Source organism: Nocardioides sp. Z43_10 (assembly GCF_059766615.1).
In genome coordinates this window covers 653,901-678,049 of record NZ_JCBAJY010000001.1, presented here as the reverse complement: position 1 = coordinate 678,049, position 24,149 = coordinate 653,901, and the positions used below count along the sequence as shown (strand labels likewise).

At 75.0% G+C, this 24,149-nt stretch carries 21 protein-coding genes; 10 read left to right on the top strand and 11 right to left on the bottom strand.

From position 1 onward, the window contains the following. Positions 1 to 350: 350 nt before the first annotated feature. Together AC6EI4_RS03185 and AC6EI4_RS03180 are read right to left on the bottom strand one after the other, a co-directional pair. A complete protein-coding gene (locus AC6EI4_RS03185; RefSeq protein ID WP_498419822.1) occupies positions 351 to 1,082 on the bottom strand; it encodes a glutamine amidotransferase in 732 nt (243 codons plus the stop codon). Between the two features lie 98 nt (positions 1,083 to 1,180). Beyond that, positions 1,181 to 2,338 carry a CaiB/BaiF CoA transferase family protein gene (locus AC6EI4_RS03180; protein ID WP_498419824.1) on the bottom strand — a complete coding sequence of 386 codons (1,158 nt, stop codon included), beginning with the start codon at positions 2,336 to 2,338 and terminating at the stop codon, positions 1,181 to 1,183. Positions 2,339 to 2,511: 173 nt separating this feature from the next. Between AC6EI4_RS03180 and AC6EI4_RS03175 the strand changes: the two genes are divergently transcribed. Then, positions 2,512 to 3,504, top strand: a complete 993-nt coding sequence (locus AC6EI4_RS03175; RefSeq protein ID WP_498450550.1) for a M28 family metallopeptidase — start codon at positions 2,512 to 2,514, stop codon at positions 3,502 to 3,504. Here the strand turns inward: AC6EI4_RS03175 and AC6EI4_RS03170 are convergent. Next, on the bottom strand, positions 3,476 to 4,852 hold the full coding sequence (locus AC6EI4_RS03170; protein ID WP_498450549.1) for a CapA family protein: 1,377 nt from the start codon (positions 4,850 to 4,852) through the stop codon (positions 3,476 to 3,478). The genes AC6EI4_RS03175 and AC6EI4_RS03170 overlap by 29 nt on opposite strands. Positions 4,853 to 4,905: 53 nt before the next feature. Here AC6EI4_RS03170 and AC6EI4_RS03165 point away from each other — a divergent pair, with 53 nt between their 5' ends. Next, positions 4,906 to 6,084 (top strand): MalY/PatB family protein, encoded by a 1,179-nt coding sequence (locus AC6EI4_RS03165; protein ID WP_498450548.1) that lies wholly within the window; start codon positions 4,906 to 4,908, stop codon positions 6,082 to 6,084. A 15-nt stretch (positions 6,085 to 6,099) separates the two neighbouring features. On the opposite strand, the gene AC6EI4_RS03160 is transcribed toward AC6EI4_RS03165, so the two are convergent. Continuing rightward, positions 6,100 to 7,590 carry a DHA2 family efflux MFS transporter permease subunit gene (locus tag AC6EI4_RS03160; protein ID WP_498419832.1) on the bottom strand — a complete coding sequence of 497 codons (1,491 nt, stop codon included), beginning with the start codon at positions 7,588 to 7,590 and terminating at the stop codon, positions 6,100 to 6,102. 95 nt (positions 7,591 to 7,685) lie between these two features. Between AC6EI4_RS03160 and AC6EI4_RS03155 the strand changes: the two genes are divergently transcribed. Together AC6EI4_RS03155 and AC6EI4_RS03150 are read left to right on the top strand one after the other, a co-directional pair. Further along, positions 7,686 to 8,252: a MarR family winged helix-turn-helix transcriptional regulator gene (locus AC6EI4_RS03155; protein WP_498450547.1), complete on the top strand. Its 567-nt coding sequence runs from the start codon at positions 7,686 to 7,688 to the stop codon at positions 8,250 to 8,252. Then, complete coding sequence (locus AC6EI4_RS03150) at positions 8,249 to 8,977, top strand: pirin family protein (protein ID WP_498450546.1); 729 nt, start codon at positions 8,249 to 8,251, stop codon at positions 8,975 to 8,977. The genes AC6EI4_RS03155 and AC6EI4_RS03150 overlap by 4 nt, the downstream gene beginning before the upstream one ends. A gap of 106 nt (positions 8,978 to 9,083) precedes the next feature. On the opposite strand, the gene AC6EI4_RS03145 is transcribed toward AC6EI4_RS03150, so the two are convergent. The 3 genes from AC6EI4_RS03145 to AC6EI4_RS03135 all read right to left on the bottom strand — a co-directional run bounded on the left by AC6EI4_RS03145 (position 9,084) and on the right by AC6EI4_RS03135 (position 12,195). Next, the gene (locus tag AC6EI4_RS03145; RefSeq protein WP_498450545.1) at positions 9,084 to 9,545 is read right to left on the bottom strand and encodes a hypothetical protein; all 462 of its coding nucleotides are present in this window, start codon (positions 9,543 to 9,545) and stop codon (positions 9,084 to 9,086) included. A gap of 149 nt (positions 9,546 to 9,694) precedes the next feature. Further along, on the bottom strand, positions 9,695 to 10,621 hold the full coding sequence (locus AC6EI4_RS03140) for a diacylglycerol/lipid kinase family protein (RefSeq protein ID WP_498450544.1): 927 nt from the start codon (positions 10,619 to 10,621) through the stop codon (positions 9,695 to 9,697). Further along, on the bottom strand, positions 10,618 to 12,195 hold the full coding sequence (locus AC6EI4_RS03135; RefSeq protein ID WP_498419842.1) for an FAD-binding oxidoreductase: 1,578 nt from the start codon (positions 12,193 to 12,195) through the stop codon (positions 10,618 to 10,620). Before AC6EI4_RS03135 ends, AC6EI4_RS03140 begins: the two co-directional genes overlap by 4 nt. A 17-nt stretch (positions 12,196 to 12,212) precedes the next feature. Between AC6EI4_RS03135 and AC6EI4_RS03130 the strand changes: the two genes are divergently transcribed. Both AC6EI4_RS03130 and AC6EI4_RS03125 read left to right on the top strand, forming a co-directional pair. After that, a complete protein-coding gene (locus AC6EI4_RS03130; RefSeq protein WP_498419844.1) occupies positions 12,213 to 12,878 on the top strand; it encodes a TetR/AcrR family transcriptional regulator in 666 nt (221 codons plus the stop codon). Continuing rightward, positions 12,875 to 14,428 (top strand): glycerol-3-phosphate dehydrogenase/oxidase, encoded by a 1,554-nt coding sequence (locus AC6EI4_RS03125; RefSeq protein ID WP_498450543.1) that lies wholly within the window; start codon positions 12,875 to 12,877, stop codon positions 14,426 to 14,428. Before AC6EI4_RS03130 ends, AC6EI4_RS03125 begins: the two co-directional genes overlap by 4 nt. On the opposite strand, the gene AC6EI4_RS03120 is transcribed toward AC6EI4_RS03125, so the two are convergent. Further along, positions 14,392 to 14,775, bottom strand: a complete 384-nt coding sequence (locus tag AC6EI4_RS03120; protein WP_498419848.1) for a VOC family protein — start codon at positions 14,773 to 14,775, stop codon at positions 14,392 to 14,394. The two genes, AC6EI4_RS03125 and AC6EI4_RS03120, sit on opposite strands and share 37 nt — an antisense overlap. 149 nt (positions 14,776 to 14,924) lie before the next feature. Here AC6EI4_RS03120 and AC6EI4_RS03115 point away from each other — a divergent pair, with 149 nt between their 5' ends. From AC6EI4_RS03115 to AC6EI4_RS03105, 3 genes are read left to right on the top strand one after another with little or no spacing between them, the layout of a single operon-like run. Further along, entirely contained in the window at positions 14,925 to 15,986 is a 1,062-nt protein-coding gene (locus tag AC6EI4_RS03115) for a sigma-70 family RNA polymerase sigma factor (protein WP_498450542.1), read from the top strand. A 27-nt stretch (positions 15,987 to 16,013) separates the two neighbouring features. Continuing rightward, entirely contained in the window at positions 16,014 to 16,613 is a 600-nt protein-coding gene (locus AC6EI4_RS03110; RefSeq protein ID WP_498450541.1) for a TIGR03086 family metal-binding protein, read from the top strand. A gap of 44 nt (positions 16,614 to 16,657) precedes the next feature. Further along, positions 16,658 to 19,402, top strand: coding sequence for an ATP-binding protein (locus AC6EI4_RS03105; RefSeq protein WP_498450540.1), 2,745 nt, complete (start codon positions 16,658 to 16,660; stop codon positions 19,400 to 19,402). Between the two features lie 176 nt (positions 19,403 to 19,578). Here the strand turns inward: AC6EI4_RS03105 and AC6EI4_RS03100 are convergent, their stop codons facing one another. Then, entirely contained in the window at positions 19,579 to 20,895 is a 1,317-nt protein-coding gene (locus AC6EI4_RS03100; RefSeq protein WP_498450539.1) for an MFS transporter, read from the bottom strand. A gap of 95 nt (positions 20,896 to 20,990) precedes the next feature. Next, positions 20,991 to 21,983 carry a DUF2332 domain-containing protein gene (locus tag AC6EI4_RS03095; RefSeq protein WP_498450538.1) on the bottom strand — a complete coding sequence of 331 codons (993 nt, stop codon included), beginning with the start codon at positions 21,981 to 21,983 and terminating at the stop codon, positions 20,991 to 20,993. Positions 21,984 to 22,076: 93 nt separating this feature from the next. On the opposite strand from AC6EI4_RS03095, the gene AC6EI4_RS03090 reads away from it, so the two are divergent. Beyond that, positions 22,077 to 22,490, top strand: coding sequence for a VOC family protein (locus AC6EI4_RS03090; protein ID WP_498419858.1), 414 nt, complete (start codon positions 22,077 to 22,079; stop codon positions 22,488 to 22,490). Between the two features lie 72 nt (positions 22,491 to 22,562). On the opposite strand, the gene AC6EI4_RS03085 is transcribed toward AC6EI4_RS03090, so the two are convergent. Further along, positions 22,563 to 24,017, bottom strand: a complete 1,455-nt coding sequence (locus AC6EI4_RS03085) for an NAD-dependent succinate-semialdehyde dehydrogenase (protein WP_498450537.1) — start codon at positions 24,015 to 24,017, stop codon at positions 22,563 to 22,565. Positions 24,018 to 24,149: the final 132 nt, after the last annotated feature.

The window sequence follows — 24,149 nt, the reverse complement described above, 5'->3', positions numbered from 1 at the left end:
TCCGTGTACGACGGTAACCGGGTACGCAACCACTCACACGGGCCGATGGTCCCGTCGCCGGCGTACGACCCGGGCGGACGACCCGGCGGGCGGGTCAGAGCGTGAAGAGGACCAGCATCAGGATCGCGGTGATCACGAGCGAGACGAGGACCGAGCCGGCGCAGCCGAGCCGATTGCTGAAGAACAGGAACACCAGGGACCTCCGGGTACGGGCGAGGCGGCATCGGCCCCACCGAGGACACCCGTGGTGCCCCGTGCCGCACCTCGCAAACCGCGACGTCGCGCAGGACACATCCGCCGGCACCCCAGGGGCAGGGCGCTCAGCCGGTACGGCGCTCGGGCCGCGCTGGTCAGCGGGCGAAGAGCTCCACGAACCGGGCCAGCAGCCGCGGCGGCTCGGTGACCGTCGCGGCGCGGGCCCGGCGCTGCAGCTCGTCGGCCTCGGGCGGGTCGAAGTAGCCGTGGTGGCGGTAGACCTCGATGCGGGTGCACAGCCCCTCGTCGTCCAGCTCCGGGTGGAACTGGGTGGCGTAGACGTTGCGCCCCAGCCGGAAGGCCTGCACCGGGCAGCTCGGCGAGGTGGTCAGCAGCACCGCGCCGTCGGGCAGGCGGCGCACGGCCTCCTTGTGCCCGAGGAACGCGTCGAACGAGGCGGGCAGGATCCCGAAGAGCGCGTCGGCGCGGCCGGCCTCGGTCAACTCCATGCGCACCGCCCCGATCGGCTCGCCGTACGTCCGGTCGACCACGCCGCCGTGCAGGCTGCCGAGCGTGCCGATGCCGTAGCAGGCGCCGAGGAAGGGGAAGTCGTCGGCGACCGCGCGCAGGCTCAGCGCGCGCAGCTCGGCCTCCACCCGGACCTGTGCGGCCGACTTGGACTCGACGGGGTCGCTGACGTTGAACGGACCGCCGCCGAGGACGACCCCCGAGAAGCGGTCGAGGTCGACGTCGCCGAGCTCGTCGCGCTCCACGCGCACCCGGTGTACGTCGCGCTCGGCCAGGCCGGCGCAGCGCAGGATCGCGGCGTACTCGTCGTCGGCGGCGCTGTCCTCGGCACGGATGCCGAGGAAGAGGAACGGTTTCACGCCGCCATGCTGACAGTTCACGCCGACTCGGCCGCAGGCGGGCGCGAATTCACGCCGACTCGGCGCCGGACGGGCGCGAGTTCACGCCGACTCGGCGCTCAGGGCTGGACGGCGGCGCCGGACTCGATGAGGGCGTCGACGTCGGCCACGCCCCAGGCGCTGAGGGCCTCGCGGGTGTGCTCGCCGGGGCGGGCCGCGGGCGGGGCGCCCAGCGTGGCGCGGGTGCGCGAGAAGCGGGGCGCGGGCGCCGGCTGCAGCACGCCCTGGTGCTCGACGAAGACCTCGCGGGCGGCCATGTGCGGGTGCGTGGCGGCCTCACTGAGCGGGATGATCGGCGCCACGCAGGCGTCGGTGCCCTCGAACACCTCGGCCCACTCGGCCTGGGTGCGGGTGAGGAAGGCGTCGGTGATCATCTTGCGCAGGTCGTCGCCGCGCTCGGCGTCGAAGCGGTCCGGCGCGGACTCCTCGATGCCGAGCAGCCGCACGAACTCGGCGTAGAACTGCGGCTCCAGCGCACCCACCGACATGTGGCGGGCGTCGGAGGTCTCGTAGATGTCGTAGTAGGGCTGGCCGCCGTCGAGCAGGTTGGCGGCCCGCTCCTCCCGGAAGGACCCCGAGGCCAGCATCGCCGAGCCCATCGCGTTGAGGTGGGCGGTGCCGTCCACGATCGCGGCGTCGATGACCTGTCCCTGGCCACTGGTCCGGGCCTCCAGCAGCGCCGCGAGGATGCCGATCACCAGGTACGTCGAGCCGCCACCGAAGTCGCCGATGAGGTTGGCCGGGAAGTGCGGGCGGGCCTTGTCCTGGCCCATCCCGTGCAGGGCGCCGGTGATCGAGATGTAGTTCATGTCGTGCCCGGCGGCCTTGGCCAGCGGGCCGTCCTGGCCCCACCCGGTCATCCGCCCGTAGACCAGTCGCGGGTTGCGCTCCAGGCACACGTCGGGACCCAGGCCGAGCCGCTCGGTGGTGCCGGGGCGCATCCCCTCGATCACCACGTCGGCGCCCTCGATCAGGTCGAGCACGACCGCGATCGCGGCGGGGTCCTTGAGGTTCAGCGCGACGCTGGGGCGCCCGCGGTTGAGCAGGTCGGTCGAGCCCCCGGTCAGCGCCTGGCCGCCGGGACGCTCGACGCGGATCACGTCCGCACCGAGGTCGGCGAGGATCATGCAGGCGTGCGGGCTGGGCCCGATACCGGCGATCTCGACGACCTTGACGCCCTGCAGCGGGCCGGTTCCCTGACCGAGTTCATAGCTCATGGCGCGATCATGACAGGTGAACTGTCACGGTGGCAGGCCTCGGTCCGACGTGCGGGACGTCACAGCCCCGGCCGGCGACGGAGCGCTCAGCGCGACCGCGTCCGGGGTCCGCCCCGCGTGTCATGCTGGCGCCCTCACGGTCCACGGCGACACGATCAGCCCGGGAGCTCGCGATGGCATCCTGCACGCGTCGTACGGCGGCCGGCTGCGCACTGGTCCTCGCGGTGCTGGCCGGCGGCCTCGGCTGCAGCGGGCAGGACGCCCCTCCCCCGGTCGCCTCCGACTCCGCGTCGCGGCGCGCCGCTCCCCCGCCCGGCACCGCCTCGCCCACCGCGCCCGTCCCGGAGGAGTCACCTCGCCCCACGGTCCGCTTCGGCGCGGGACGCGCCCTGGGCCACGTCCGGGTGCTGGCGGGCCGGATCGGGCCGCGCCTGGCCACCGGGCCGGCGTACCGCGAGGCCGCGGCGTACGTCGCCGCGCACTTCGCCGTCTACGGCTACGACGTGACCCGGCAGCGCTTCCCCGTCCCCGCCGGCGACTCCTGGGGGGTGCCGGTGGCGGCCGGCCGCTCGTCCAACGTGGTGGCGACGCCGCCGGGCTTCGACCCGGGCGCGCCGTACCTGCTGGTGGGCGCGCACCTGGACACGGTCGCGGTCGCCCCCGGCGCCGAGGACAACGCCTCGGGCGTCGCGGTGCTGCTGGAGCTGGCCCGGCTGGCCGCGGCCCAGGATCCCCGACTGCCCACGGTGCTGGTCGCGTTCGGCGCCGAGGAGCCGCGCGGGCCCGGCGACGACGAGCACCACTTCGGCTCCCAGCACTACGTGCGCGAGATGAGCCCGGCCGCGCGCGCGAACCTGCGGGCGATGGTGTCGCTGGACCGGGTCGGAGTGGGCGCGCGGGTGCCGGTGGGGCTGGGCGGCCTCTCGCCGACCGGGGTCCGCGACCGGCTGCTCGCGCTGGCAGACGAGCTCGACATCCCCAGCACCCGGACCGAGCTGCGGACCAGCGACCACTGGTCGTTCGAGAAGGCCGGCTTCACGGTGGCCCGGATCGGCAGCACGCCGTACCCGGGCTACCACTCCAGCGGCGACGTCGCGGCGGTCGTGGAACGGGCCCAGCTGGACCGGGTCGGCCGGCTCACCTGGTCCTGGCTGGCAGGTCGCTGAACTCCCAGAAGAGCCCGAGGTTGGCGGCCGCGTCGGCCCAGGACACCAGCCGCGGGGCGTAGTCCGCGCCGATCCGGTAGGGCACCGGCTCGGCGGCCTTGAGCTCGTCGCCCCAGAACACCAGCTCGAGGACGAGGCCCTCCTGGGTGGGCTCCATGAAGTCCATGTCGAAGACGAAGTTGCCCAGCGAGTGCACGACGAGGGCGTCGCCGCCGCCGGGCCGGGCCAGCACGGAGGTGCCCTGGACCCAGTGCGGGTGCCCGCCGACCACGACGTCCGCGCCGGCGGCGACCAAGTCGCGGGCCACCCGGCGCTGGATCGGCTCGGGACGCTGGGTGTACTGGGTGCCCCAGTGCGGCAGCACCAGCGTCACGTCCACGGTCCGGTCCAGGCGGCGTACGGCGCGCAGGAACCGGGCCAGCTCCGCGCGGTCGAGCGGGCCGGTGCGCGGCGGCATGCTCACCGACACCGCGCCCGGGCTGTCGGGGCCCACCTCGGGGGTCTCGCCGATGGCGTTGAACCCGATCAGGCCGAAGCGCACGCCGTTGCGCTCGACCACCACCGGCTGCCAGGCCTGGGCCGCGTCCCGGCCGGCGCCGAAGGTCTTCAGCCCGGCGCCGCGCAGGCGCCGTACGGTCTCGGCGAGCGCGTCCGGCCCGAAGTCGCCGAGGTGGTTGTTGGCCAGCCCGAGCACGTCGAACCCGGCGCTGCGCAGAGCACGGGCGACCGCCGGCGGCGCGGCGAAGGAGTCGCCGCCCTGGGTGGGGGCGCCGGCGCGGGACAGCGTGTTCTCCAGGTTGCCGACGGTGAGGTCGGCGGAAGCGAGGCGGCGCGCCATCGGCCGCAGCGCGTGGCCCGGGTCGCCCACCTGCGCGCCCCGCTCGGCCACCGCCCGCCCGAGCATCACGTCACCGGTCACCGTCACCGTGGTGACGACCGGGACCTCGCCGGTGGGCGTGGCGCGGCCGGGGGTCCTCAACCGGTAGCGCCCCGGGTGGCGCAGTGGGTGCACGCCGCCCACCCGGACCACCCGCCGCTCGGGCCCCACCTCGCTGGCCGGCGCCACCTCGACCGCCGGGAGACCGGCCACCTCGTCGCCGCGCACCAGCCGTCGCGCGGTGCGCAGCGGGAGGTCCAGCGGGCCCACCCGCGGGTCGACGCTCAGCACCAGCGGCTGGGTGGGCGATCCCTGCGGTGTCCGCCGCGACTCGGGGGACGCCGGATCGGCGCTGCGGGACGGGGCCTCGCCACGGCCCGCGGGGTCGGAGGCCGAGCTGCAGGCGACGCCGGCCAGCAGCACCAGGGCGAGGAGCCCCGGTGCGCGGGCGGCTCGGCGCACCTGCTGCATGGGCCGAGGCTACGCACCCGGTCCCTGTCGGGGGGCGCGGTTAGGTTCGATCCGTGATCCGTGACCTGAGCGATGACGAGGCCCGCGCCGCCCTGCCGCTGAAGTGGGGGGTCTACGGCCCGGACGTGATCCCGGCCTGGGTGGCCGAGATGGACTACGCCCTCGCCCCGCCGGTGAGCGCGGCGCTGACCCGGGCCGTGCAGGCGCAGATGGCCGGCTACCCACCGCCGGGCGACGGCGGCGTCGGCGCCGCGCTGTCCGGCTTCGCGGGCCGCCACTGGGACTGGGACCTGCCCGCGAGCGCCTGCGTGCTGGCCGGCGACGTGATCGCCGGCATCCGGCTGGCCCTGGAGGTGCTCTGCCCGCCGGGCCCGGTGGCGGTGCCGCTGCCGTGCTACCCGCCGTTCCGCGAGCTGGTCGCGGTGACCGGGCGCGAGCTGGTCGGCGTGGAGACCGACCCGGACGCCCCGCTCGACCACGCCGGCGCGGCCCTCGACCTCGTCGCCGTGGAGCGGGCCTTCGCCGCCGGCGCCCGCACCCTGTTGCTGTGCAACCCGCACAACCCGCTCGGGGGCGTGGCCACCCGGACCGAGCTGGAGGCCGTGCGCGACCTCGCCGCCGGGTACGGCGCCCGGGTGATCGCCGACGAGATCCACGCGCCGCTCACCCTGCCCGGCGCCCGGTTCACGCCGTACCTGTCGGTGGACCCGCGCGGGATCCTGGTCACCAGCGCCTCGAAGTCCTTCAACACCGCCGGGCTGCACTGCGCGCAGGTCCTCACCCTGGACGCCGACGAGCAGCGCGCCCTGCGCAACGTCCCGCTCCCGCAGAACCACGGCTACTCACCGCTGGGCATGGTCGCCGCCCGGGCCGCCTACGGCGAGGGCGACGACTGGCTGGCCGCGCTGGTGGCCCGCCTCGACGCCCAGCGCGCGCTGCTCGCCGACCTGGTCGCCACCCACCTGCCCGCCGCCCGGATGCGGCCGCTCGAGGCGACGTACCTGGCCTGGCTGGACCTGCGCGGGTACGGCGTGGCGGACCCGGCCGCCGCCGGCCGCGCGCACGGCGTCGCGCTGGCCCCCGGCTCGGACTACCAGCCCGGCCTGGAGGGCCACGTGCGGGTCAACATCGCCACCTCGCCCGAGCGGCTCACCGAGGCGGTGCGGCGCCTGGCCGCGGCGCTGGCGGCCGGTGGGCACGAGAACGGCGGCAATGGGGGGCGGGCGGTGTGAGTCACCGCCCCCGCATCAGGCAGCGGGCTCCTGAGCGGGAGGCCTGCGGACGAACAGGGCGAGTCCCACGGCCAGGGTCGAGATCACCGCGCCGACCAGGAACGCCGCCTGCACGCCGTCCGCGGTCGCGGCAGCCGGGCTCGCGGACGCACCGGCGTCGGCGACGCCGCGGGCCAGCAGCGTCACGAACAGCGCGGTGCCGGCGGCACCGGCCAGCTGCTGCATGGTGCTGACGATGGCGCTGCCGTGGGAGTACAGCTGCGGGTCGAGCGAGCCCAGGCCGGAGGTGAACAGCGGCGTGAACGTCAACGCCAGGCCGATGCTCAGCACGACGTGGCAGCCCATCACGTAGGAGCCCTCGGTGCTGACGTCGACCTGGGCCAGGCCCCACAGCGCGACGGCGACGATCGAGGCGCCGGTGATGACCAGCGCCCGCGGGCCGCTGCGGTCGTAGAGGCGGCCGACGAAGGGCGCCATCAGGCCCATCACCAGCCCGCCGGGAAGCAGCAGCAGGCCGGTGTCGAGGGTGTCCAGGCCGAGCACGCCCTGGGTGTAGATCGGGATCAGGATGATCGTGCCGAACAGCGACATCATGCTGACCACGACCAGCAGCACCGCGATGGTGAAGTGGCTGCTGCGGAAGGTGCGCAGGTCGAGCAGGGCCCGGGCGGTGCGCTGGAGCACCAGCTGACGCCAGGCGAAGAGCGCGAGCGCGACGACGCCGATGCTGACGGTGATCCACGGGGAGACCGGGACCTCGCCCTCGGCGGCCTGGCCGATGCTGCTCAGTCCGTAGATCAGCCCACCGAAGGCCAGCGCGGAGAGGACCACGGAGAGAACGTCGATCGGGACCGCGCGCGGCACGGTCACGTTGCGCAGCTTGACCGCGCCCAGCGTCAGGGCGCCCAGGGCGATGGGGAGGACCAGCCAGAACATCCAGCGCCAGTCGAGCACGTCGAGGATCAGCCCGGAGATGGTCGGGCCGATGGCCGGGGCCACCGAGATCGCGATCGAGATGTTGCCCATGGTGCGGCCACGCCGCTCGGCGGGCACCAGGTTGAGCACCGTGGTGAACAGCAGCGGGACCATGATCGCGGTGCCGGAGGCCTGGATCACCCGCCCACCCAGCAGGGTCGCGAAGCCCGGCGCGCTGGCCGCGACCACGGTGCCCACGCTGAACAGCGTCATCGCGGCCAGGAACAGCGGGCGCACGTGGAAGCGCTGCAGCAGGAAGCCCGTCACCGGGATCACCACGGCCATGGTCAGCAGGAACCCGGTGGTCAGCCACTGCGCGGTCGAGGTGGAGACCGCCAGGTCCCGGGTGAGCTGCGGCAGCGCGACGCCCATGATCGTCTCGTTGAGGATCACCACGAAGGTCGAGGCGAGCAGCAGCCCGATGACCAGGGTGTTGCCGTCGCTCGGGCCACCGTCTCGGGGCTCCGGTGTCCCGGGGGCGCTGGGGACGGAGGGGGCCGTGTCGGCTCCTCCGGTGGCGGTGTGACTCACTGACTTCTCCTGCGGGTGCGACGTCTGTGTCAGGTTCCTGACATGAGCCCAACCGTGGCCGCTCCCGATCTGTTCCCGGGCACTACGGTGGCTCCATGACCGAGCGACGCTGGCGCGGGGAGAGCCCCGCCCTGACCCGGCTGCTCGCCCACCCCGACCCGCACGGGGTGCAGTGGCTGCCGCTGCGGCTGCGGCTGATCGTCCAGCTCTACGGCCGCACCGCCGACTCCGCGCTGCGCCGGGTCGGCCTCACCCTGTCGCAGTACCTGGTCCTCGACGCGGTGGAGCGCAACCCCGGCGCCTCCGGGGCCGAGCTGGCGGAGTTCACCACCCAGACCCCGCAGTCGCTGAGCGGCGCCACCGCCGGGCTGGTCCGCGACGGCCTGCTCGAGCGCTCCCCCGGGCGCGGCCGGCGGATCCAGCACGGCCTCACCCCCGCCGGCGAGACGCTGGTCGCGCGGAGCAGGAGCGCCCTGGAGCGCCTCGACCGGTCCTTCGCCGAGCTCGGCGAGGACCGGCTCGCCGAGGCGGTGAGCCTCACCGACGACCTGCTCGCCCGGCTGCTCAGCCTCGCTGACGACGCTGACGACGGGGACGGCGGCGCCGACGCCGACGGGGACGGCGGCGCCGCAGTCGCCGACGGGGAGCTGAGCGCTCGGTGAGCGTGCAGGTGCGGCGCGCCGGGACCCGGCAGCGCACGAGCGCCGAGGGGCGCGCCACCGACCACTCGTTCTCCTGGGGGCCCCACTACGACCCGGCCAACCTCGGCTTCGGCCCGATGGTGTGCCACAACGACGATCGGCTGGCGCCCGGCGCCGGGTACCCCGACCACCCGCACACCGACCTCGAGATCGTCACCTGGGTGCTCGAGGGCGCGCTGGTCCACACCGACTCCACCGGCGGGCGCGGCACGACCTCCCCGGGCCGCGTCCAGGTGACCTCGGCCGGCGCGGGCATCGTGCACAGCGAGGTCGGCGACCCTGCCTCCGGACCCACCCGGTTCGTCCAGGTGTGGGTGCGGCCCGACGAGGCGGGGACGCCGCCGGTCCTGCGCGACACCGAGCTGGGCGACGCGCTCGCCGCCGGGGGCCTGGTGCCGGTCGTCTCGGGCCACGACCCGGCGGCGCTGCTGCCGATCGGCGCGCGCTCAGCGACCCTGCACGCGGCGCGGCTGGCCCCCGGCGCGGTCGTCGCGCTGCCCGAGGACCCACTCGCTCACGTGTTCGTCGCCCGGGGCGGCGCGCTCCTCGAGGGGGGCGACGCCCCGGCGACGACGGTGCTGGGCGAGGCCGACGCCGTACGGCTGAGCGGCGAGCCGGGGCGGCGCGTGCGCGCCACCGCCGCGACCGAGCTGCTGGTGTGGTCGTTCCGCGACGCCGTCGGCTAGTGCGCGGAGCGGGCGACCGTTCAGAAGGAAAACGCGGGCCGATCGAGTCCGGCCCGAGCGTGGGCGCCGACGAGTTTTCCTTCCGAACGGTCGCTGCCGGCCGATGTCAACCGAGCGGAAGCCCCCAGCGGCGGGCCAGCGGCACCTCGAGCGCGAACTCCACGCAGGCCAGGACGGCCAGGCAGGCTCCGGCGGCACCGAGCACCGACACCGCCGACGCGGAGCCGTTGGCGACCCAGAACCCGACGATGATCGCCAACGGAAGCAGGAAGCGGAACAGGATCCCGACCACGACGAACAGCGGCACCACGATCACCGCGAGCAGGAGGGACCCGAGGGTCCATCCGCCTTCCCCGTCGTCCTCCTCGTCCTGGATCTCGGCGGGATCCGGCTCCAGAGACGGCGGGTGGCGGCGGCGATGCACCAGCCAGGGCACGGCCGCCAGCAGCGCGGCCGCGAGTCCCCCGGAGACGGCCAGCGTGACGCCGGCGTCCGCGACGAGCAGGCAGCCGAAGAAGACCGCGGTCCCGCACGAGGCGCCCAGGCTCAACGACTCCAGGCCGGCCATACGGCGCTCCTGAACCCCACGGGCCACCGGATCCATCGCGAGCTCCCCCTCTCGACCCGAGCAGTGGACCACGGATCCCCGGGTCGTGTGCCCCACGACGCACCGGGGCGCGCGCTCAGGCACACGACCCCCAGGTGGCGGGGGCGGGATCAGCGCACGGAGGCGAGCACGTCCAGGGCGTCGGCGCGGACCTCGATCACCGCGGGCGGGGCGCCGAGGCGGGGCAGGTCACCCAACGGCTCGCCGTCGCCGCCCATCGGCACCGCGACCGCGCTGTCGGCGGTGAGCTCGATCCGGGTGCCGCGCAGGACCGTCACCTGGGGCAGGTCGACGTGGGTGCCGTCGTAGAGGCGGGGCAGCGCCCGGATCAGCGCCCGCTTGTGCGCGGCCTCCACCACGATCAGGTCCAGCAGACCGTCGTCGATCGCGGCGGCGGGAGCGATGGCCATCCCCTTGCCGTAGAAGCGCGAGTTGGCCACCACCACGGTCGCCGCCTCGTACTCGGCCTCGTGGCGCCCGTCGGGTCCGTCCACGACGACGCGGAACGAGGCCGGCCGGTACGTCGCGAGCGCGGCGACCGCGCCCAGCGGGTACTGCATGCGGCTCGGCACGCGGCGCATCCGGGCCACGTACGCCGCGGCGCGGGCGTCGACGCCGGCGTAGACCGAGCCGGCGACCGCGCGCGGGGCGCTGCCTGGCAGCCGCAGCTCGAGCAGGTCGACGCGGCGCGGCACCGCCCCGAGCAGCACCTCGACCTGTCCGGCGGCGTCCTCGGGGACGCCCAGCATCCGCGCGAAGTCGTTGCCGCGTCCCACCGGGAGCAGACCGAGCAAGCCGCCGTTCGCGGCGACCCGGCCGGCCAGCGAGGACAGCATCCCGTCGCCGCCGACCGAGACCACCACGTCACCGCGGGCCACCGCGGCGTCGACCAGCTCCATGCAGGCCAGCGGGCCCGGCGGGTAGGTCACCTCCACCCGGGCGCCGGCGTCGCGCAGCAGCCGCGCGGCCGGGACGACCGCGCCCGGCGCGGCGCCGCCGCCGGAGGTCGGGTTGACCAGCAGCGTGAACGCCCTCACGGGATCAGCACACCGGGATTGAGGATGCCGGCCGGGTCGAGCTCGGCCTTGACCGCGCGCAGGATGCCGACGCCGACCGGGCCGATCTCGCGGGCCAGCCACGGCTTGTGATCGGTGCCGACGGCGTGGTGGTGGGTGATCGTCGCGCCGGCGGCGAGCATCGCGTCGCTGGCGGCCGCCTTCGCCGCCTCCCAGCGGGCGAGCGGGTCGGGCCCCTGCCGGGCGGCCACCGTGAAGTACAGCGAGGCGCCGGTCTCGTAGACGTGCGAGACGTGGCACAGCACCAGCACGCTCTCCCCGTCGCCGCCGAGCGACTCCTCCAGCGCGGTGCGCACCGCGGCGTAGACAGCCGGGATGCGCGACCAGAACGTCGCCGTCTCCAGCGTCTCGACCAGCACCCCGACGTCGAGCATCGCGTCGCGCAGGTACGGCGCGGCGAAGCGGCCGTGCGCCCAGGACTCGCCGGGCCCGGTCCCGAGCGGCGTGCCGCCCAGGTCCTCCAGGGCGATGGTCACCGCGGCCCGGCGGGCGGCGACGGTGGCGGCCTCCCCCTCGTGGCCCACCAGCATCAGGCAGCCGGTGGCGGACTCGGCGCCCACCGCCTCGGGGTCGGCGAGGTTGAGCGCGGTCTCCGCCTCGTCCGAGAGTCGCAGGACCGTCGGCTGCAGGCCGTCCTGGACGAGCCGGCGCACCGCGTTGGTGCCGGACTCGAAGTCGGGCCAGCGCCACCCCTCGTAGCGCGTCACCTGCGGCACCCGCCGTACCCGCACGGTGACGGCGGTGATCACGCCCAGGGTGCCCTCGGAGCCCAGGATCAGCTGGCGCAGGTCCGGGCCGGCGGCGCTGGCGGGCGCGGTGCCGAGATCGAGCCGACCGCTGGGGGTGGCCACGGCCAGGCCGACGACCATGGAGTCGAAGCGGCCGTACCCGGCGCTCGACTGCCCACTGGAGCGGGTCGCCGCGAAGCCGCCGATGCTGGCGTGCTCGAAGGACTGCGGGAAGTGACCGAGGGTGAGGCCGTGCTCGCCCAGCAGCGCCTCGGCCTCGGGGCCACGCAGGCCGGGCTCGAGGGTGGCGGTCATCGAGACCGGGTCGACGGCGAGCAGCCGGTTCATCCGGACCAGGTCGAGGCTGAGCACGCCGGCGAAGCCCTCGCGGCGCGCGACCAGCCCACCGGTGACGCAGGTGCCGCCCCCGAACGGGACGACCGCCAGCCGGTGCCGGACCGCGAGGTCGAGGATCGCCGCCACCTCGTCGTGGCTCGCGGGGCGGACCACGACGTCGGGGGCGTCGGCGAGGTCGCCGGCGCGGGCGCGCAGCAGGTCCGGGGTGGACTTGCCGCGGGTGCGCAGCCGCCGGGTCGCGTCGTCGACGAGCACGTGCTCCTCCCCGACGATGTCCGCCAGCGCGCTGCGCACCTCGCCGCCGAGGACGGACGCAGCCAGCTCGGGGTCCGTGACGGCTGGGCGCTCGTCGAGGCCGAAGGCCAGCTCGACGAGGCCGCGCGCGGAGTCGGGCAGCGCGGTGGCCCGGTCGGCGGCGCCCCAGCGGTTCGGATGCATCTCGCGTGTCATGGGTTACACTGTGACACATGACGTCACTTCGTCACAACGACTTGGAGACACCGGGTGAGCCGGCGGAGGACTCCTCCGGGGCGGGTCTCCCCGCCCCCGGCAGCGCGCAGGACGCCTACCTCGACGCGGCCCGGGCCTGCCTCCTCGACGTCGGGTGGCGGCGTACGACGCTGACCGAGGTGGCGCGTCGGGCCGGCGTCTCACGGATGACCATCTACCGCACCTGGGGCGAGATGCCCCGGCTGCTGGGCGACCTGATGACCCGCGAGTGGCGCGCCGTGGTGACCCGGGCGACCGCCGAGTCGGCCCCCGCGCCGCAGATCGGCCGCCGCACCGGCCTCGACAGCCTGGTCGACGACGCCGTCGCCACGATCGTCCAGCTGCGCCGCAACGAGCTCTTCGTCCGGATCGTCGAGCTGGACCCCGAGCTGCTGCTGCCCTACCTGCTGGTGCGCCGGGGCCGCTCGCAGGACTCGGTGCTCGCCCTCGCCGAGCGGGCGATCCGCGCGGGGCAGGCGGACGGGACCATCCGGGCCGGCGACCCGACCGCGATCGCCCGCGGCGTCGCGCTGGCCGCGCACGGCTTCGTGCTGTCGCTGCACACGATGGTCGACGCGGCGGTGAGCGAGGAGGCGCTCCTGGCCGAGCTCCGCGAGGTCCTCGTCCGGGCGCTCCGGCCATGACCGACCGGCGGATCGCCGCGGGGCTGGCGGGAGTCCCCGAGGCCGTCGACCTGGTGGTCGTCGGGCTGGGCATCACCGGCGCCGGCGTCGCCCTCGACGCCGCCACGCGCGGCCTGAGCGTGCTCGCGGTCGACGCCCACGACCTCGCCTTCGGCACCTCGCGATGGTCCTCGAAGCTGGTCCACGGCGGGCTGCGCTACCTCGCCCGCGGCCAGGTGGGCGTGGCCCACGAGAGCGCCGTCGAGCGCGGGATCCTGATGGACGTCACCGCCCCGCACCTGACCCATCCGGTGCCGATGCTGATGCCGCTCACCACGAGCGTCTCCGGGTCGGCGGCCGCGCTCGCCCAGGCCGGCTTCCGGGCCGGCGACCTGCTGCGCCGCTCGGCGCACACCTCCAGCGACACGCTGCCCCGACCCCGCCGGATCACCACGACCGAGGCACTCCAGCTCGCGCCCGGGCTGCGCCAGCCCGGGCTGCGCGGCGCCCTGCTGTCCTGGGACGGCCAGCTCGAGGACGACGCCCGCCTGGTGATCACCGTGGCCCGCACCGCCGCGGCGTACGGCGCGCACGTGCGCACCCGGGCCCGCGTCACCGCGGCCAGCGGCACCGGCGTCGACCTGCGCGACGAGCGCACCGGCCTGACCCATCACGTCGCGGCGGGCGCCGTCGTCAACGCGACCGGGGTCTGGGCCGGCCAGCTCGCGGACGAGATCACGCTGCGCCCCAGCCGCGGCACCCACCTGGTGCTGCGCGAGGGCACCCTGCCCGGCCTGCGCTCGGTGGTCACCGTGCCGGTCCCCGGCACACTGAACCGGTTCGTGATGGTGCTGCCGCAGGCCGACGGCACGCTCTACGTCGGGCTGACCGACGAGCCCGCCGACGGGCCGGTCCCCGACGTGCCGGAGCCCACCGAGACCGAGATCGGCTTCCTGCTCGACGTGGTCGCCGCCGCCTTCACCCGGCCGCTGCGGCGCGCCGACGTGGTCGGAGCGTTCGCGGGGCTGCGCCCGCTGCTGCAGGCCGGGGACGGCACCGGCTCCACCGCGGACCTCTCCCGCCGGCACGCGGTGCTGACCTCGGCCACCGGCCTGGTCACCGTCGTCGGGGGCAAGCTGACCACGTACCGGCAGATGGCCGAGGAGGCCGTCGACGTGGCCCTGGCCTCGGCCCCCCGGCTCAGCGCCGGGCCCTGCCGGACCAGCACGCTCCCGCTGCTCGGGGCCGCCCCGCGCGCCGAGCTGGCGGCGCTCGAGGCGCCGCAGCGACTGGTGCGCCGCTACGGCACCGACGCCGCGCTCGTCCTGGAGCAGGCCCGCCTTGCCAGCGGGCTGGACGACGAGGAGCTGCTGGCCCCGATCGCGCCGGGAGTGGCGGTGACGCTGGCCGAGCTGCTCTTCGGGATCACCCACGAGGGGGCCTGCGACGTCGACGACCTGCTCGAACGGCGTACCCGGGTGGGGCTGGTGGCCGCCGACCGCGCGCTGGCCGAGCCGGCCGCGCGCTCTGCCCTTCAGCTGGCGTCGAGCCAGAGCACCTCCCAGATGTGACCGTCGGGGTCGCGGAACGACCAGCCGTGCATGGGGCCGTCGTCCTGGACCTCGCCGGCAGCGGTGGCCCCGGCCGCGAAGGCCCGCTCGCACAGCTGCTCGACCTCCTCGCGTGAGCGCGCCGAGATGCACAGGACCACCTGGTCGCCGGTGTGGTGGGCGGTGCTGTGGAAGCCGTGGAAGAACCCCTGCTCCAGGAGCATCACGCAGGTCTGGTCGTTGAGCAGCAGACAACAGGCCTTGCCGTCGCAGTAGTCCTCGTCGAAGTCGAAGTCGAGGCCCTCCCAGAAGGCGCGGCTCGCCGAGACGTCCCGCACCGGCAGGTTGACGAAGAGCATGCGGCTCATGGGGTCCTCCTCAGGGATCGGTTGGCTCTGCAGACCGGCGCCCCGGAGCCAACTCATCGCGGGCACCCCTCGCCGCGGCGATGAGTTATTCCCTCGCCACGGGTCCTAGTGGACGGCACACTGGAGAGATCGCACGCGAGGAGCCACCGATGACAGCGCACCCGACGGCGTCGGCTACCACGGCACCGCCCTCCACCGCCCCACCGGCGGCGGGGCCGGTCGCGCCCGGGCCGCAAGAGGACCTCACCGGCGACATCGACACCGACTTCCCCGAGCTGACCCGGCGCTACCAGCGCGAGCTGCTGGCCCACTGCTACCGGATGAGCGGCTCGGTCCACGAGGCCGAGGACCTGGTCCAGGAGACCTTCCTGCGCGCCTGGAAGGCCTACCACCGCTTCGAGGGCCGTTCCTCGGTGCGCACCTGGCTGTACCGGATCGCCACCAACGTCTGCCTGACCAGCCTGGAGGGCCGGCCCCGCCGTCCGCTGCCCACCGGGCTGGGCACCGCCGACTCGCTGGCCGGGGACGCCCTGGAGCGCGACGCCGAGGTGCCCTGGCTCGAACCGGTGCCGGACACGGCCGTGACGGTGGCCGAGCGCGACTCGATCCGGCTCGCGTTCGTGGCGGCGCTGCAGCACCTGCCCGCCCGCCAGCGCGCGGTGCTGATCCTGCGCGACGTGCTGCGCTGGTCGGCCGCGGAGGTGGCTGCCGCGCTGGCGACCACGCCCGCCGCGGTCAACTCCGCACTGCAGCGGGCCCACGCCCAGATGGCCGAGCGCGGGCTCACCGCCGAGACGGTCGAGCCGGAGCTCAGCCCCGCGCAGGCCCAGCTGCTGGAGCGGTACGTCGAGGCGTTCTGGCGCAAGGACATCGCCACCATCGTGAGCCTGCTGACCGCGGAGGCCGTCTGGGAGATGCCCCCTTTCACGGGTTGGTACCGCGGCGCCGAGAACATCGGCCGGCTCATCGACACCCAGTGCCCGGGCGGCGTGCACGACATGGTGATGGTGCGGACCTCGGCAAACGCGCAGCCGGCCTTCGGCCTCTACATGCGGGCGGCGGAGGGTGGGTTCGTGCCGTTCCACCTCCAGGTGCTGGACCTCGAGGATGACCGGGTGCGCCACGTCAGCGCGTTCTTCGACCCCGCGCTGTTCGCCCGGTTCGGGCTGCCCGACCGGCTGCCGGATCCCGCGGGCGTCGCCTCGCACTGATCCGGGACCAGGAGCGGGCTGGTCGTCATGGACCACCACCAGGGGCTCGAGCTCCTCGAACGATCCCTCGGCTGGACCCGGGTCCGGCTGGTGGAGATGACCGAGGCCGACCTCCACCGGCCCACTCCCTGCTCGCGCTGGGACCTCGCCGCGCTGCTGACCCACATGGCCGACTCCCTCGACGCCTTTTTGGAGGCGGCACACGGGCGCGTCGAGGTCACCGTGCCCTCGGCCGCGGCCGCCCCCGAGGCCCGCGCCCGGGAGGACCTGACCGCCAAGGCCTGCGCGCTGCTCGGGGCCTGGACGCGCCGCGGCCCGGGTGAGATCGAGATCGGACGCCGGCGGATGGGATCGGGGCTGCTCGCGGCCACCGCTGCGCTGGAGGTCGCGGTGCACGGCTGGGACGTCGCAGGCGCGACGGGCTCCGGGGCCCGCCTGCCGGGACAGCTGGCCCAGGCGCTGCTGCCGGTGGCCACGACGACGATCTCGCCCGCGGACCGCGGTCTCCGCTTCGGCTCCCCGCTCCCCACCGCCCCGGACGCGCCGTACGACGTGGTCCTGCTGGGGCTGTTGGGGCGAGAGGGCTCGCCGATGGTCCCCAACCCCCCACGAACCGGCACCAAATAGCTCAAAACGGCACGGCCGCGGCGTCGGGTTCCTAGCCTGTGCCCATGCTCCCGTCGCTTCTGCTGGAGCGGGACGCGGAGCTCGCCGCCCTCACCAAGGTGATGGGGCGGGCTATGGCCGGCCGCGGATCGCTCCTGGCGGTCACCGGCCCCTCGGGGATCGGGAAGTCCCGCCTGCTCGCCCACGCCCGCAACCGCGCGGTCGTCAGCGGATGGCGCATCCTGGACTGCCGGCTGACGCCGCTGTCCGGGGACGTGGCGCACGGCGTCCTGTGGTCCTGGTTCGGCGACCTGGCCCGCCGCGGCGCCGCCGGGGTGCACCCCTTCGACGGCCCCGGCGCCGCGCTCACCGACTTCTGCGCGGGACGGACCCGTACCGTCGCCGACCTCGTCTACGCGACGCGCTGGCTGCTCGAGGAGATCTCCAGCGACCAGGCGGTCCTGCTGCTGGTCGACGACCTGGAGCACGCGGACGCCGCCTCGCGCGAGGTGCTCGAACTGCTGGCGCCGGCGCTGGCGACCCTTCCCTGCGTGCTGGCCTATGCCGTCGAGGACGTCGACCGGGCCCCGCCGCGGCTCCTCGACGCCTCGCAGCAGCTGGCGCTGCGCCCTCTGCGGGCCGGCGGCACCGCCTCCCTGGTGCGCTCGGCGCGCCCCGACCTCGGCGACGCGGACGCCGTCCGGCTGCACCACGACAGCGGTGGGGTGCCGCTCCTCCTGCACGAGCTGCTCGCCGAGGACGAACCGGGAGCCACGCGCGGCGACGGCGTCCTCGCACACCGGGTCCGCGCGCTGCCCCGGACCCTGCTCGAGACGGCACGCGTCGTGGCGCTGCTCGGCGACGACGTGGCCGTGAGCCTGGTCGCCGCCGTGGTACGGCGCACGCCCGAGGCGGTCGCCGACGAGTTCGAGGAGCTCGCCGACCGCCGGGTGCTGTGGGTCGACGGCGGCCTGGTCCGGGTGCGCCATCCGCGGGTGGCCGACGCGCTCACCCAGGAGCTCGAGCCGGGACAGCGGGCGGCCTGGCACTCGCGCATCGCCGCCGCACTCCAGGAGGCCGACGCCCCCGCCGACCTGGTCGCGGCGCACCTGCTGCGCTCCGCGGTGAGTCGCGACCCACGCGCCCGCGAACTGCTCGCCCAGCAGGGCCGACGCACCCTGCACGCGGGCAACCCGGCCCTGGCCGGGCGACTGCTCGACCGGGCACTGGCCGAGGGCGCCGAGGGCGCGACCCGGGTCGAGCTGCTCGCGGCCTCCGCCCGGGCCCGCGCCGAGGCGGGGCTCGTGGACGAGGCCGTCGCGGTGTGGGAGCAGGCGGCCGCGGCCAGCGACGGCGGCACCGCGGACACGCTGCGCATCGAAGCGGCCAGCGCCCTCACCTTCGCGGGCCGGGCCGAGGACGCCCGCGGGGTCTACGACGTGCTGCTCGGCGCGCGCCCGCACGATCGCGCCTGGCGCCGGCTCGCCGCTCGCGCCGCCCTGACCTGCCTGGTGCAGGGCACCGAGCCCCCCGCCGACGCGATCGGACTGCCGACCCCCGCTGACCTGTCGCAGGCCGCAGGCGATCCCGCGGACGGATTCGCGCTGACCACCGTCGCCGCCGTGCACGCCCTCCGGGGCGGCGACGCGGCCGAGTCCCGCTCGGCGGCGCTGCGGGGGCTGGCCACCGGCTTCGTGCTCTCCGAGGACGCCGGCCCGGGCCCGCTGTGGCTCGCGGCCGGGGTGCTGGCCTGGACCGGCGCCTTCCAGGAGGGCGAGACCATCTTCAGCGAGGCCATCGCGGTCGCGCAGGACCGCGGCTCCACGCTGTGGTTCGCCCAGCAGTCCTCGTGCCGGGGCTACCTGCGCACCCGGATGGGTCTGGTGAGCGAGGCGATGTTCGACCTCGAGGTGGCGGTACGGTCCTCGGCGCGGACGGCTCAGGGGGGCGCGGGGAGCCCGCGCGCCGACTACGCGGCCGCCCTGGCGAGCCTGGTGGAGTGCCACATCGCGCGCGGCGAGCTGGAGCAGGCCGCGGCGTGCTCCGGGCCGCTGGCCCTCCTGGCGCGCAGCCCGGGCCTGGTCGGAGCCGTGGCGCTGCACGCGTTGGGCGACCTGGCCGCGACCGCCGGGGACGACGAGGGCGCACTGCGCCACTACACCGAGGTCGGCGAGCGGATGCGCGCCGGCATCGACAACCCCGCCGTGCTCGCCTGGCGGATCGGAGCGGCGCTGTCGCTGGTGCGCCTGGGGCGCGTCCCCGAGGCCGTCGCGCTGGGCCGCGAGGACCTGCGCCTCGCCGAGGACTTCGGCGCCCCGTTCGCGATCGCCCAGGCACTGCGCACGGTCGCGGCCGTCGACCCCACCGTCGATCGGGTGCAGCTGCTGCGCCGGGCGCTCGCCGTACTGGCCGACACGCCCGCCCCCCGGCTGGCTGCCCAGATCGCCACGGACCTCGCCGGGATGCTCGTCCTCGCCGGCGCGGCCGACGAGGAGGAGGTGGTGGGCCTGCTCCGCTCGGCCGAGCAGTACGCCGGCGAGCAGGAGCTGAGCCCGTTGCAGGACCGGGCCCGGCGGCTGCTCGCCCGGCTCGGCCAGTCCGCGCGACGCAGCCGCGTCGAGGCGGTCGCCGCGCTCACCAGCTCCGAGCGCCGGGTGGCCCAGCTCGCCGCCGAGGGGCTGACCAACCGGCAGATCGCACAGCAGCTGTTCGTCACGATCAAGGCCGTCGAGTGGCACCTGTCGAACACCTACCGCAAGCTCGGCATCCGCACCCGCAACCGGCTGCCCGCCCTCTTCGGCGAGCTCTGACCGCGCCCCGCCGCCCCGCCGCCCCTCGCCGCCCCGCCGCCCCGCCGCCCCCGCCCCCCTTGTAACGCGGGGTTATGCGCTCTACCTCAGCGAAATAACGCTGCGGTGGTGGGCATAACCTCGCGTTACAGCGGCCACCGGGGCCGGCGCGGGCCTACGGCGGGCGGGGGCGGGCGTCAGTCGCGCAGGGGGTGGGCGAGCTCGTCGTGGGGCAGCCGCGCCCAGAGGATCGCCACCACCGCCGCGATCCCGGGCACGACTCCGGCGACGGTGAAGGTGGCGCGCAGCCCGATCGCGTCGGAGACCGGGCCGGCGAGGGCCATCGAGACCGGCATCAGGCTGACCGAGACGAAGAAGTCCAGCGATGACACCCGGCCGAGCAGCTCGGGCGGGACCCGGCGCTGGAGCAACGTCCCCCAGATCACCATCGGCGCCGAGAACAGCGCGCCCAGCACGAACGCCGCGAGAACCACGACCCAGATCCGGCTGGTCGCGCCCATCACCACGAGTGGCAGGCAACCGAAACCCCACATCAGGTTCATCCAGGTCAGGTAGCGCCGCGGCATCCGCAACGCCGCCATCGTCATCGAGCCGACCGCACCCCCGACGCCGAAGCTGGCCAGCACCAGCGCGTGGTCGCCCGGCCCGCCACCGAGACGGTCCTTGATCAGGAAGGGCACCAGCACCTCGAACGGACCCATCAACGCCAGGACCATCAGCGCCGCGAACAGCAGCGACGCCAGGAACCACGGCGTGCGGGCCATGTAGGCGAAGGCCTCGCGCATGTCGCTCAGCGCCGAGGCCACCGGATGCGCACCGGCACCGGCGGCCAGGTCGCGCCGTACCGGGGTGAGCGGCACGGCGGTGAGCGCGACCAGCCCACCGAACGACGCCAGCGCGGCCACCGCGAGCGCCGCACCCGGCGACAGCGATCCGACGACGACGCCCGCGACGCCCGGGCCGACCGCCTGCCCGACCGTGGGGCGGACCATGCCCTCGAACCCGTTGACCGCCATCAGCTCCGACTCCGGGACGAGCGCCGGCAGCCAGGCGGAGTACGCCGGGTAGTAGAACGCCATCGCCGCGCCGGTCACGAACGCCACCCCGGTCAGCAGGGCGATGCCGCTGACGTCGGCGAGGGAGGCCAGCGCGACCAGCCCCATCCCGGTCAGCTCGACGCCGGCCACGACGAGCAGGATCGACTTCTGCGGGACCCGGTCGGCGACGACCCCGCCCAGCAGCGCCGGCAGCAGCACGCCCACCGCGGCGGCGGTGGACACCACGGAGAGCTGGGAGGGGCCGCCCCCGAGCCGGATCACCTCCCAGACCAGCCCCACCATCCAGACCCCGGAGGCGAAGGTGCTGAACACCAGCGCCACCGCGAGCCGTCGGTAGGCGGGTGTGCGAAACGGCCGGAGCGGGCGCGGCAGTGGACGCTCGTGGCGCGGGTCGCTCACCGCATCGGTGCTGCTTTCGGTCACCGGGTCGTCCACGTCGCACCTCCTCCCGGGCGGGACGAGCATGCAGGTGCGGACCGATCCCGCCGACCGAACTCATCGCCGCCGCGACCGGCCGAGGGCGCGTCGGCTCAGCCGAGCCAGCGCATCGATCGCCCGTGCGGATGCGTCCAGGCGACCGCGCGCCCGTCCAGGCCGAGCACGAACGTGGGGACGTCCTCGGGGATCGCGGGGCCGGTGGCGCTCACCTGCGCCAGCACCGACTTGCCCTCGTTGCTGACCCAGCGACACGCGCCCTCGGCGACCAGCCGGGACATGGTGCGCTGGAAGTCCTCCCGGTCGTCGGGCTCGAGGTAGGGGGCCACCGCGCTGTGGAACACCACCACCTGCCCGTGCCGCGCGGCCACGTCGACCAGGGCCGGCAGCTCCAGCAGCAGGTCGCCGCGCACCAGCGTCGGCGGCTCCTCGCGGGCGATCGCGATCGCCCGGGTGAGCCGCTCGCGGCGCTCCTCGGACTCGGGGTAGACCAGCGTGGTCAGCCAGGCCATCGCGTCGGCGTCGGCGACGTCGAGCGGGTTCAGGTCGATCCCGCCGCGCCAGGCGACCTCCGGGGGCGCCGTCGGCACGGGCAGGTCACCGGTCGTCGAGCAGGTCAGCAGCGGGCCGTCGTGGCCCAGCAGCCGCGGGCCCTGCTCGGTGTCCCAGCGGTAGGAGTAGCGGTCGGGGTAGAGGCACAGCCCGGCGCTCGCCCCGACCTCGATCAGGGCGAGCGGGCGCGCGCTCTCCTCGGCGATCCGGGCCAGCGCCGGGAGCAGCGTCGCCAGCCGGCCGACCTCGTTGGTCTGGGTGGAGCGTCGCCGGATCGTCTCGCGGATCTCGCCGCCGTCGTCGAGCAGCGCCGAGCGCAGTGCGTCGTACTCGCCGGGCGCCGGTACGCCGTGCCAGCGGGCCGCGGCGAAGACCAGGTTCGGCTGGCGCTTGGCGCGGGGCAGCTCCTGGATCCACTCCAGCAGCCGCTCGTCCTCGGCGGTCCGCCGGGCCCAGTCGGCCAGGCAGGGCGAGTCGTCCACGGCGTACGCCGCGAACTCGCGGTACTGCGCGGCGACGTCGGCGAAGAGGTCCACGCGCGCATTGTGACCCATCGCCGGTATCTCGCGCGGGCTGTCGGCGAACCCCGCTAGCGTCGGAGCCGACAGCGACGACCGCGAGGAGCGACCATGGCCGAGTATCCGCAGCTGCTGCACACCGTCCTCGACACCACCCGTCCCCGCGAGCTCGCCGAGTTCTACCGCCGGCTGCTGGGCCTGCGCTACCGCGCCGGCGACGAGCCGCCCACCGGCGGCGAGCCCGACGACGCGGACTGGCTGGTGCTGGTCGAGGAGGACCAGACGCGTCGTCTCGCCTTCCAGTTGGTCGAGGAGCTGACCCCGACCACGTGGCCGGCCCCCGACGTCCCCATGCAGCTGCACCTGGACTTCACCGTCTCCGGCGTCGACGAGCTGCACCGGCAGAAGGAGCGGGCGCTGGCCCTGGGCGCGAAGGTGCTCCACGACCGCAGCGACGACCCCGAGGAGGAGCTCTACGTCTTCGCCGACCCCTCGGGCCACCCGTTCTGCATCTTCGTGGGCTGAGCCGACCCGTCACTGCCTCGACCCATCCGTCGGCGTGTCGCGGCGCGACTGACGGGTCGAGGCCGACCTGGCTCAGCCGGGCAGCGCGACGTAGGTCGTGTCCAGGTACTCCTCGATGCCCTCGAAGCCGCCCTCGCGCCCGAAGCCGCTGGCCTTGACGCCGCCGAACGGGGCCGCGGGGTTGGAGATCAGCCCGGTGTTGATGCCGATCATCCCGAACTGCAGCGCCTCACTGACGCGGATGGTCCGGGCCAGGTCGCGGGTGTACACGTAGGAGGCCAGTCCGTACTCGGAGTCGTTGGCGAGCCGGATCGCCTCCTCCTCGCTGGTGAAGGCGGTGACCGGGGCGACGGGGCCGAAGATCTCCTCGGCCGCGATCCGGGCCCCGGACGGTACGTCGACCAGCACGGTCGGCGTGTAGAAGAAGCCGGCGCCCTCCCCCGGCCCGCCACCGGTCAGCACCCGCGCCCCACGGTCGACGGCGTCGCGGACCAGCTCGTCGACCGAGTCCACCGCGCGCTCGTCGATGAGCGGGCCCACGTCGACGCCGTCGTCCTGGCCGCGTCCGACCTTCAGCGAGCCCATCCGCTCGGCGAGACGGTTCGCGAACTCCTCGGCGACCGAGGCATGCACCAGGAACCTGTTGGCCGCGGTGCAGGCCTCGCCCATGTTGCGCATCTTGGCGAGCATCGCGCCGTCGACCGCGGCGTCGAGGTCGGCGTCCTCGAAGACCACGAAGGGCGCGTTGCCGCCGAGCTCCATGCTCATCCGCTGCAGCTGGCCGGCCGACTGCTGGACGAGGGTGCGCCCCACCACGGTCGAGCCGGTGAAGCTGACCTTGCGCAGCCGCGGGTCGGCCATCAGCGTCTCGCTGAGCTCGCGGGCCCCGGTGGTGGGCACGATGTTGAGCACGCCGGCCGGCAGCCCGGCCTCCTCCATCACCGCGGCCAGCGCCAGCATCGACAGCGGCGTCTGCTGAGCCGGCTTGATCACCATCGTGCACCCGGCCGCCACCGCGGGCCCGATCTTGCGGGTGCCCATCGCGAGCGGGAAGTTCCAGGGGGTGATCATCAGGCACGGCCCGACCGGCTTCTTCATCGTCAGCAGCCGGCTGCCGCCGGCGGGGGCGCTCATCCATCGTCCGTGGATGCGCACCGCCTCCTCGGCGAACCAGCGCAGGAACTCGTTGCCGTAGCTGACCTCGCCCTTGGCCTCGGCGACGGGCTTGCCCATCTCCAGGCTCATCAGGTGCGCGAAGTCGTCCGCGCGCGCGGCGACCAGCTCGAAGGCGCGGCGCAAGATCTCGCCGCGCTCGCGCGGCGCGGTCGCGGCCCAGTCGGCCTGCGCGCCCGCGGCCGCGTCGAGGGCGGCACGCGCATCGTCCAGCGTCGCGTCGGCCACCGTGGTGAGCACCGAGCCGTCAGCGGGATCGAGGACCTCGAACCTCGCGCCGCCCTGCGCCTCGCGCCAGGTGCCTGCGATGAACACGCCCCGATGCTGCGGGCCGAGCATGTCAAGACCAGTCATGGGCCAACCTTGTCATTACCCCAGGATCGAGGGAAATGGCTGACATGCCAGATCCGGCGTGTCATGGTCGTAGCGAAGGCCCAACCGCACCTCGAGCGCGTCCTTCTCCCTGGCGCCGGACCCCTTGTCGAC

Bases quoted from the DNA above. Each gene is read 5' to 3' on its own strand.
- AC6EI4_RS03180 (WP_498419824.1), bottom strand. From the start codon at position 2,338: ATGAGCTATGAACTCGGTCAGGGAACCGGCCCGCTGCAGGGCGTCAAG.
- AC6EI4_RS03175 (WP_498450550.1), top strand. From the start codon at position 2,512: ATGGCATCCTGCACGCGTCGTACGGCGGCCGGCTGCGCACTGGTCCTC.
- AC6EI4_RS03170 (WP_498450549.1), bottom strand. From the start codon at position 4,852: ATGCAGCAGGTGCGCCGAGCCGCCCGCGCACCGGGGCTCCTCGCCCTG.
- AC6EI4_RS03155 (WP_498450547.1), top strand. From the start codon at position 7,686: ATGACCGAGCGACGCTGGCGCGGGGAGAGCCCCGCCCTGACCCGGCTG.
- AC6EI4_RS03145 (WP_498450545.1), bottom strand. From the start codon at position 9,545: ATGGCCGGCCTGGAGTCGTTGAGCCTGGGCGCCTCGTGCGGGACCGCG.
- AC6EI4_RS03135 (WP_498419842.1), bottom strand. From the start codon at position 12,195: ATGACACGCGAGATGCATCCGAACCGCTGGGGCGCCGCCGACCGGGCC.
- AC6EI4_RS03130 (WP_498419844.1), top strand. From the start codon at position 12,213: ATGACGTCACTTCGTCACAACGACTTGGAGACACCGGGTGAGCCGGCG.
- AC6EI4_RS03125 (WP_498450543.1), top strand. From the start codon at position 12,875: ATGACCGACCGGCGGATCGCCGCGGGGCTGGCGGGAGTCCCCGAGGCC.
- AC6EI4_RS03120 (WP_498419848.1), bottom strand. From the start codon at position 14,775: ATGAGCCGCATGCTCTTCGTCAACCTGCCGGTGCGGGACGTCTCGGCG.
- AC6EI4_RS03115 (WP_498450542.1), top strand. From the start codon at position 14,925: ATGACAGCGCACCCGACGGCGTCGGCTACCACGGCACCGCCCTCCACC.
- AC6EI4_RS03110 (WP_498450541.1), top strand. From the start codon at position 16,014: ATGGACCACCACCAGGGGCTCGAGCTCCTCGAACGATCCCTCGGCTGG.
- AC6EI4_RS03105 (WP_498450540.1), top strand. From the start codon at position 16,658: ATGCTCCCGTCGCTTCTGCTGGAGCGGGACGCGGAGCTCGCCGCCCTC.
- AC6EI4_RS03090 (WP_498419858.1), top strand. From the start codon at position 22,077: ATGGCCGAGTATCCGCAGCTGCTGCACACCGTCCTCGACACCACCCGT.
- AC6EI4_RS03085 (WP_498450537.1), bottom strand. From the start codon at position 24,017: ATGACTGGTCTTGACATGCTCGGCCCGCAGCATCGGGGCGTGTTCATC.